The organism is Streptomyces sp. NPDC060028 (assembly GCF_042736725.1).
In the GTDB taxonomy this organism is placed as follows: Bacteria; Actinomycetota; Actinomycetes; order Streptomycetales; family Streptomycetaceae; genus Streptomyces.
Window position 1 is genome coordinate 1 of record NZ_JBHWVJ010000150.1, and the last position, 9,312, is coordinate 9,312.

Genomic DNA, 9,312 nt, shown 5'->3' on the forward strand with positions numbered 1-9,312 from the left:
GCCAGGGTCCGCAGCAGCCCTCGTCGGGCGGCGGCGGGGCGGGCGGCGCGGGCGGTGGCTCGGGCGGCGCGGGCGGTTCCGGCGGGGGCCAGCAGTCCCCGTCGCCGGTACCGGAACCACCGACTCCGCAGCCGACCGTGACGGAAACCACACCGACCCCGGCGCAGCCCACGGGGGAGCCCAGCCCGGCGCCCGCGCCGTAGGCGCGCGCCCCCTCTCCGGGACGTCTTTGCAGGTCAGGGCCGTTTTGGGTGGAGCGACTTGCCAGACCCCGGGGAGGGTGCGTATGGTTATAGATCGTTTGATCCCATTGCCCGGCGCCGACTCCGAAGAGCGCCGTGTGGCGCGTACTCTCCCTAGCCGTGGCTGACCGCATTGAGGCGGTCGATTTGCGATTCACGGAGTTTGGGCGCGTGCCGAGACTCCGGAAGGTTTCGCATTTCGCATGTCCATTTCCAGTTCTGACCGTTCCGTCATGCCCGAGAACGACTCCCACGAGATCGTTGACGCTGAGGCCCTCGTGGTCACCGAGGCCATTGAGGCCGCGGAAGCGAACGAGATCATCGAGGCTCTTGAGGCCGACGTGGCGACCGGCGAGTCCCTCGAGGACTCCACCAACGACTTCGACGACGACGCTGAGGCTGACGCCGACGCGGAGCCCACGATCGGCTTCGGCGAGCTCGGTCTGCCCGAGGGCATCGTGCGCAAGCTCGCCCAGAACGGCGTCACGTCGCCCTTCCCGATCCAGGCCGCGACCATCCCGGACGCCCTGGCCGGCAAGGACATCCTCGGCCGCGGCCGCACCGGCTCCGGCAAGACCCTCTCCTTCGGTCTGCCGACCCTGGCCTCCCTGGCCGGCGGGCACACCGAGAAGAAGAAGCCCCGCGCCATCATCCTCACGCCGACGCGTGAGCTCGCGATGCAGGTCGCGGACGCCCTCCAGCCCTACGGCGACGTGCTCGGCCTCAAGATGAAGGTCGTCTGCGGCGGTACCTCGATGAGCAACCAGATCTACGCCCTCGAGCGCGGTGTCGACGTCCTCGTCGCCACCCCGGGCCGTCTGCGCGACATCATCAACCGTGGCGCCTGCTCCCTCGCGAACGTCAAGATCGCCGTCCTCGACGAGGCCGACCAGATGGCGGACCTGGGCTTCCTGCCCGAGGTCACCGAGCTGCTCGACCAGATCCCCGGCGGCGGCCAGCGCATGCTCTTCTCCGCCACCATGGAGAACGAGATCGGCACCCTGGTCAAGCGCTACCTGACCAACCCCGTCACGCACGAGGTCGACAGCGCGCAGGGCAACGTCACGACCATGACGCACCACGTCCTCGTCGTGAAGCCGAAGGACAAGGCGCCGGTCACGGCCGCCATCGCCGCCCGCAAGGGCCGCACCATCATCTTCGTCCGCACCCAGCTGGGCGCCGACCGCATCGCCGAGCAGCTCATCGAGTCCGGCGTGAAGGCCGACGCGCTGCACGGCGGCATGACGCAGGGTGCCCGTACCCGCGTCCTCGCCGACTTCAAGGACGGCTACGTCAACGCGCTCGTCGCCACCGACGTCGCCGCCCGCGGCATCCACGTCGACGGCATCGACCTGGTCCTGAACGTGGACCCGGCCGGCGACCACAAGGACTACCTGCACCGCTCGGGCCGTACCGCCCGCGCCGGCAAGTCGGGCGTCGTGGTCTCCCTGGCCCTGCCGCACCAGCGCCGCCAGATCTTCCGCCTGATGGAGGACGCGGGCGTGGACGCCTCGCGCCACATCGTCCAGGGCGTCGGCGCGTTCGACCCCGAGGTCGCCGAGATCACCGGTGCCCGTTCGCTGACGCAGGTTCAGGCCGACTCCGCGAACAACGCCGCGAAGCAGGCCGAGCGCGAGGTCGCCGACCTCACCAAGCAGCTGGAGCGCCTGTCGCGCCGCGCCGTGGAGCTGCGCGAGGAGGCCGACCGCCTCGTCGCCCGTTCCGCCCGTGAGCGTGGCGAGGACCCGGAGGCCGCTGTCGCCGAGGTGGTCGAGGCCGCCGAGGCCGAGGTCGCGGCTGCCGTCGCGGCCGAGCCGGTCGTCCAGGAGCGCCAGTTCGAGCAGCGTCGCGACGACCGCGGCAACTTCGAGCGCCGCGACAACCGTCGCGACGACCGCGGTGACCGTGGCGGCGACCGTGGCGGCTTCCGCCGTGACGACCGCGGTGACCGTGGCGGCGACCGTGGCGGCTTCCGCCGCGACGACCGTCCGTCCGGTGGCTTCCGCTCCGGCGGCGACCGCCCCTCGGGTGGCTTCAACCGTGACGACCGCGGTGGCGACCGTCCGGCCGGCGGTGGCTTCCGCCGCGACGACCGTCCGTCCGGTGGCTTCCGCTCCGGCGGCGACCGTCCGTCCGGTGGCGGCTTCCGCTCCGGTGGCGACCGTCCGTCCGGTGGCGGCTTCCGCTCCGGTGGCGACCGTCCCGCCGGTGGTGGCTTCCGTCGTGACGACCGCCCCTCGGGTGGTTTCAACCGTGACGACCGCGGTGGCGACCGTCCGGCCGGCGGTGGCTTCCGCCGTGACGACCGCCCCTCGGGTGGTTTCAACCGTGACGACCGCGGTGGCGACCGTGGCGGCTTCCGCCGCGACGACCGTCCGTCCGGTGGCTTCCGCTCCGGCGGCGACCGTCCGGCCGGTGGCGGCTTCCGCTCCGGTGGCGACCGTCCGGCCGGTGGCGGCTTCCGCCGCGACGACCGCCCCGCGGGCGGCGACCGCCCGTACGGCCGCCGCGACGACAACCGCCCCTCCGGCTCCGGTTCCACCGGTTCCTTCGGCGGCCGCCGCGACGACAAGCCCCGCTGGAAGCGCAACGGCTGATCGCAGCTGAACTGAGCTGAACCCCTGACAGGGCCCGCCCGACACCCCGGTGTCGCACGGGCCCTGTCTGCGTTTTGTTAAGATCCGCTGACTTTGCGGTGGGGGCACGGCAAGAGACACCGCGACCGCAGAGCCCCACCGCTCTTATCGGGGTGGGACGACACATGAAACGGTCACGCGTGCCGGGCGCCGCTGCGCTCGCACTGGCCATGGCACTAGGCGCCGTGAGCGCCATACCGGCCGCGGCGTCGCCGGCACCGGGGGGCGAGGCGACACTCGCCTCCGCACCGAGCGGGTGGGAGCCGGACCGAAGGCTCTACGCAGCTGGTACCGGCCTGCAGATGAGCGCCGGTTTCGACGGACGGATGTACTGGCAGAGCCTCAAGGACGGACGGCAGGCGCGGGATCCGGACTGCGACGAGTCCGGAAGTGCTGTGTGGACGGTCCGTCTGGGTGACTGGGTCGGTTGCGAAATCCGCCTGCACGGCGCTGACCAAGGTCCGCTGAAGATCCACGATTACGTCACCGGCAAGACCGAGACGGTCGCCCCCCAGGCCAACCGCAAGTGGTCGAACGCCATCTCCCCCACTCAGGTCCTTGCGACCGAGAAGCGCGCGGACGGCTGGCTCGGCTTCCGTCTGCTCGGCCGCGAGAACGAGCCGCGCAAGGACGTCCCCGTGGCGACCGCCGAACAGGTGGCCGGTGCGGTCGTGGTCCGGGCCTCCGACGAGAAGGGCGCCCTGGTTGGCTACGACGGCACGGGAGGCGCGCCACGGCTCGGGCTGGTCGACTACGGCACGGCGACTCTGCGTCCGATACCGCTTCCTGCGGGGGTCAGCAGCCCGTTCGATCTGACGAGCACCACGATCGGTCCGAAGTGGGTCGCCTTGCACGAAGCCGGGAAGGTGACGCTGATTTCCCGCTCCGATCCCGGCGTGACCCGCACGGTCACCGTCGACGAGTCGTACGCCAGGGTCGTGCTGCCGATCGACGACTGGCTGCTCACCGCCGGCATGGCCTACCCCCTCAGCGGTGGCGCGTCGCCCGTTCCCTTGGCGGTCACCGCCCGGATGGTGGCCGGAGCAGACGGCAAGGCGTACGCCCTCGGTGCCACCGACCGGGCCCACTGGAGTGTCGTGAGCATCGCTCCCGAAGCCCAGGGCATCCCCCGGACGAGGGAAGTGCTGCCTGTCCCGTACAAGCCGGCGGACCGGATGAGCCTGGCCTTGGGCCAAGGCGACCTCTCCATCGGCCAGAACGACGGCATCGAAACCGTCCAGGGCTACCAGACATCGGTGTCGGGCCCGGTATCGGTGTCCCCGACCCCCACGTGGAGCTGCGACGGTACGTGGAAAGACGAGGTCTGCTCCTCCACAGGCAACAGCGGAGGCTGGAACGTCGCCACGGGTGACGGCCGGCTGGTCGCGCTCTCCACCGGCTCCGACACCAAGACGTGCGGCCTCGACTGCGTGGTCGTGGTGCACGTACAGGAAACCCACGCGGGCCCCGCCAACCATTGGGTGTGGCTGCCGAGTACCACTCGGCTGCAGGCCGATCACATCGTGAGCGCCTCGGGCCGCTACCTTTTCTTCGTGGCGTGGGAGAACTCCGTCCAGCGCCTGCTCGTGGCCGACATCGACGCCGGAAAGATCCTGGACGTCAAGGCGTCCTCGCCCGCGGTCCTGTGGGGCTCGACGCTCTGGCAGCCCGAAGGCGACAAGGGCGTGGTGGCCGGGACGGATCTGCGGACGGGCCAGGTCACCCAGCGGGTGGACCTGGGCTCGGGCTGCCGCCCGTACGAACTCCACGTCAGCGGCGACTGGTTCTACTCCACTTGCTCCTTCTACGGAGACGCCGCCGCCGTCTATCACGTACCCGCCAAGAAGCGGATCCCGCTGCCCTTCACCCCTGAACGCCACAGCGTGCAGCTCGGCGACGGGTTCGTGGTGCACGAGGCGGGGGCGGGCCTCGAGGTGACCAACGTGCGCTCCGGCGCCGCGGTCCGGGAACACGATGTCGCCTCGTTCATCGCGGGGTTCGGTGTCGACTGGACCATCGACAGGTTCGGCGGCCGACTGGCGTACACGGACGCGAGCGAGGCCGTCCACCTCGTCGGCGTCACGGGCGCGGCCTCCCCGCTGGCTGCCATCGACCAGAGCGTCCCCACCGCCCTGGATGCCAAGAAGGCGAACGGCTGGCAGGCGCGCTGGTGGCTGTCCAAGCCGGCCGCCTCCTGGCAGCTGACGGTCCGGAACAAGGAGACGGGCATCACCACACCCGTGCGCGGTGGCGGTGAGGCGCGCGGAGTGGTCACCACCTCGTGGGACGGCAAGGACAAGGCCGGGAAGTACCTCCCCAACGGCGCGTACGACTGGACGCTGACCGCCCAGCCCGCCGACGGGCAGGGCGCCGCGCTCACGGCCACCGGGGCCGTCGCGCTCTCCGGGGCCGGGGCCGGGCCCCGGGACTTCGTGGGGGACGGGTACGGCGACCTGTTCGGGTTCAAGGCCGACGGGACGGCCGACTTCCTGCCCGGCGGCCCGGGTGCCTTCGGGGCGGCCGTCTCCGGCAGTGGCTGGACCGGCGACAACGCCGTCAACGCCGTGCTGCCGTTCGGCGACGTGGACAACGACGGCTGCAACGACGTGCTCGTGCGGACGACCGCCGGGGCGCTGCGCGCGTACCGGCCCGGCTGCGGGCAGCCCCTGACGCCGGCCTCGCCGTACACGGTGATCGGCCTCGGCGGCTGGAACGCGTACGACACGCTCATCGCGCCCGGTGACCTCACCGGGGACGGGCGGACGGACCTGCTGGCCAGGAACAACACCACGGGCCAGCTGTACATGTACGCCCTCAAGGGCGCCGGGCCGCAGTTCGGGCTCTCCTCCAAGGCGCTGATCGCCGAGGGCATGCAGGGCTACCTGCTGGCCGGCGCGCGCGACCTCAACGGCGACGGCCGCGGCGACATGGTGGGCCGGGACCCGAGCGGCAAGCTGTGGTTCTATCCCGGCCGGTCCGACGGCAAGCTGGCGCCCCGGGTGGAGATCGGCACGGGCTGGCAGATCTTCAACGCCCTCGTCGGCGTCGGCGACATCACCGGCGACGGCAAGTCCGACCTGGTGGCGCGCGACACGGCGGGCGCCCTGTGGCGCTATGTCGGCCGGGGCAACGGCACGTTCGAGAAGCGCGTCAAGATCAGTGACGGCTGGGGGACTTACGCGAGCCTGAGCTGAGGACACGGGCCGGTCAGTCGATACCCGATCGGCTGACCGGCGCTGTCCGGCTATGCTCTGTCGTGAGCACGTGGAGGGCCATTAGCTCAATTGGCAGAGCAGCGGACTTTTAATCCGTTGGTTGTCGGTTCGAGTCCGACATGGCCTACCGCTTGTGGAGCGCCCCGTCTGGTTTCGGCCAGGCGGGGCGCTCTGTCGTTGGCGGGGCTTGCCCGCGGGTGGACGTGGACGGCGCGGGCCGGCAGCTGCCGCGGCGGAAGCCCGTGCAGCCCACACCGGGTCAGATGGGTGGCTGTGAGGTGGGTTTCACGGCTCTGACCTGGCCTTATGTCGTTCGCAGGGGTGCCGGGGAGGTTAATTGGCGGAGCCCTCCCCCCGGATGGGCTAGAGTTGGGTTTACCGACGCGGGGTGGAGCAGCTCGGTAGCTCGCTGGGCTCATAACCCAGAGGTCGTAGGTTCAAATCCTGCCCCCGCTACTCAGTACGAAGGCCCGGTTCCCCTTGGGGAGCCGGGCCTTCGTCGTACCCGCCGCCGCCGAGTCGGCCCGTCACCCGAACGGGCCCGGCCGGGTCGCGCTGCCGCCGCTCCTACGGCAAGCCTTGAGGGCAGACCGGGCGGCAGGAGGCCAGCGTGGCGGGGCAGGGCCGGCAGGGCAGCGGCAACGGCGGGCGCGGGTCCGGCGGCGGTGTGGCCCGGCGTGTGGTCCGGGTGCTCCCGGGGGCGCTGATCGTGCTCGGCTTCGGCTTCGACGTCCTCACCCCGCCCAGCTTCACCGGCTCCCCCTTCTTTACCGCGGCCCCGTTGATCGCCGCCCCGCTGTTCACGATCCGCGGGACCATCTGGACCGGGGCGCTGGCCACGCTCGCCGTGGTCCTGCTGCACGTCTACAACGACACCACCTGGAAGGTGGAGGCCATGACGGAGCTGGCCACCGTCCTGACCGTCTCCGCGTTGGCCGTCCTGATCAACCGGGTCGTACGCCGCAGCGGCGAGCAGCTCGCGTCCGCGCGCGGGATCGCCGAAGCCGCCCAGCGCGCCGTGCTGCCGACGCCCGCCGAACGCATCGCGGGCCTGCACGTCTGCGCCCGGTACGAGGCCGCGCAGGCGGACGCGTTCATCGGTGGCGACCTGTACGCCGTCCAGGACGGCCCGTACGGGGTGCGCCTGGCGGTGGGCGACGTACGGGGCAAGGGGCTCGGGGCGGTCGAAGCGGTCGCCGTGGTCCTCGGGGCCTTCCGGGAGGCGGCGGAGAGCGAGCCGACGCTGGAGGGCGTGGCGCGGCGGCTGGAACGGGCGCTGGCCCGCGAGGGCACCCGGCGGGGCAGCCTGGACGCGGTGGAGGGGTTCACGACGTGCGTGCTGGGGGAGATCCCGGCGGACGCGGGCGTGGTGCGGCTGGTCAACCGCGGGCACCCCGAGCCCTTGCTGCTGCACGCGGACGGTGGTGTCTCGGCCCTCGCCCCGGCGGAGCTGGCGCTGCCGCTCGGCATGGGGGAGCTGGGCGGCTCGCCGGACCGGGCGCAGGAGTGGCCCTTCCCGGCGGGGGCCACGCTGCTGCTGTACACGGACGGGCTGACGGAGGCCCGGGACGCGGCGGGGGAGTTCTACGACCCGGAGGCCCGGCTGCGCGGCCGGGTCTTCCCCGGGCCCGACGAGTTGCTCGGCGCCCTCAGCAGCGACGTCCGCCGGTACACGGGCGGCAGGGCGACTGACGACATGGCGCTGCTCGCGGTCAGCAGACCGGGGGAGGGGCAGCCGGAGCGGCGGCGGACGGTGCCCGTCGTACCGAAGGGCGACGGAGAGTGACCGAAGGGGCGCTCTGTGCAAGGGAGCTGACGTATCGTCAATGTGTGTGCGTGGCTGGAGGGATGCGTGAGTCGGCCGATCTTTGCCCGAGTTGATCCCTGAATATGGCTAAAAGTGATGGCCAGAGCCGCTCGGAGAGTGGCTGATTGACGTTAACGATCAATCGCAACTGCTTGGAATCACTCCCCTTCTTCTATTACCGTTCGATAACGCAGCGCGGTCGTCCCGGCCGTCGCAAGAGATGGCGCCGTGCGCGTGCGCGTCAATGAGGAGTGTGCCCCGGTGGCCTCCAACTTGCCTGCCCCTGAAGGCGCCGAGATCCAGGAGCAGCCCACCGCCGGCGCCTGGGGCGAGTGGAACCCCACCGAGGACTCGGCCCGGCCGGCCCGGGGCAAGCACCGGGTGATCAAGCAGCGCGGCGGACTGGCCCGTTCCTCCACCGTGCTCGGCGTCGGCGTCATCGCGGCGGTCGGCGCGGGCGGCATCGCCACCGCGCAGGACCGGCCCCAAGTAGCCATATCCCTGCCCTCGTTGCCCGACCTGATGCCGCACGCGCCGAAAACCACGGACTCCCTCGACGGCAGCCAGGCGCATCAGGCCGACGGCGCGGACGCGGCCGCCGGTGCGCGGGCCGCCGCGGCGAGGTCCGGGATCATCCCGCAGCAGGCCGACCGGCGGGCCGACGCGGGCGAACTCCTGCGCAGCCGCATCCTCCAGCAGGCCGAGTCCCAGCAGGACGCCGCGGCCGCCCGGGAACAGGCCGAGGCCGAGCGGGGCGCCCAGGAGGCCGCCGCCAAGGAAGCCAAGGAGAAGCAGGAGGCCGCCCGGAAGGAGGCCGAGGCCGCGGCCGCGGCAACCGCCGAGAAGGCCGCGCAGGAGGCCGAGGCCGCCCGGGAAGCCGCCGAGGCCAAGGCCGAGCAGGAGCGCCTCGCCGAACTGGCCGGCAGCTACGCCCTCCCGACCTCCGCCTACACCCTCACCTCGCACTACGGGGACGCCGGCTCCATGTGGTCCTCCGGCCACCACACCGGCCTCGACTTCGCGGCCCCGACCGGCACCCCCGTCAAGGCCGTCGGCAGCGGCAAGATCACTTCGGCCGGCTGGTCCGGCGCGTACGGCTACCGCATCGTGCTGGAGCTCGAGGACGGCACCGAGGTCTGGTACTGCCACCTGTCGTCGATGTCGGTGACCGGCGGTTCGGTGGGCACGGGCGAGACCATCGGCCGCGTCGGCGCCACCGGCAACGTCACCGGCCCCCACCTCCACCTCGAGGTCCGCCAGGGCGGCTCGACCATCGACCCGCTGACCTGGCTGAGGTCGAAGGGCCTGTCCGTCTAGTGCTGTGACCGGAAAGGTTCACCGGGGCGCGCCGCCCGGTACGGCGCCTCGCCGCGTTGTCGGACCGCGCAAGTACGTCCAGTACGAGACGCGGT

4 protein-coding genes, 2 tRNA genes and 1 pseudogene are annotated in these 9,312 nt (G+C 71.8%); all 7 read left to right on the forward strand.

Going from position 1 to position 9,312, the window contains the following annotated elements:
• A pseudogene (locus tag ACFWBF_RS36565) lies at positions 1-203 on the forward strand (hypothetical protein); the annotation flags it as partial.
• A gap of 242 nt (positions 204-445) precedes the next feature.
• Entirely contained in the window at positions 446-2,839 is a 2,394-nt protein-coding gene (locus tag ACFWBF_RS36570) for a DEAD/DEAH box helicase (protein WP_385609156.1), read from the forward strand.
• Between the two features lie 341 nt (positions 2,840-3,180).
• A complete protein-coding gene (locus tag ACFWBF_RS36575) occupies positions 3,181-6,072 on the forward strand; it encodes an FG-GAP-like repeat-containing protein (protein ID WP_385609157.1) in 2,892 nt (963 codons plus the stop codon).
• Between the two features lie 75 nt (positions 6,073-6,147).
• Positions 6,148-6,220 (forward strand) — tRNA-Lys (locus tag ACFWBF_RS36580).
• A 255-nt stretch (positions 6,221-6,475) separates the two neighbouring features.
• Positions 6,476-6,549, forward strand: a tRNA-Met gene (locus tag ACFWBF_RS36585).
• Between the two features lie 154 nt (positions 6,550-6,703).
• Positions 6,704-7,879 (forward strand): PP2C family protein-serine/threonine phosphatase, encoded by a 1,176-nt coding sequence (locus ACFWBF_RS36590; protein ID WP_385609158.1) that lies wholly within the window; start codon positions 6,704-6,706, stop codon positions 7,877-7,879.
• 282 nt (positions 7,880-8,161) lie between these two features.
• Complete coding sequence (locus tag ACFWBF_RS36595; RefSeq protein WP_385609159.1) at positions 8,162-9,217, forward strand: M23 family metallopeptidase; 1,056 nt, start codon at positions 8,162-8,164, stop codon at positions 9,215-9,217.
• Positions 9,218-9,312 lie beyond the last annotated feature (95 nt).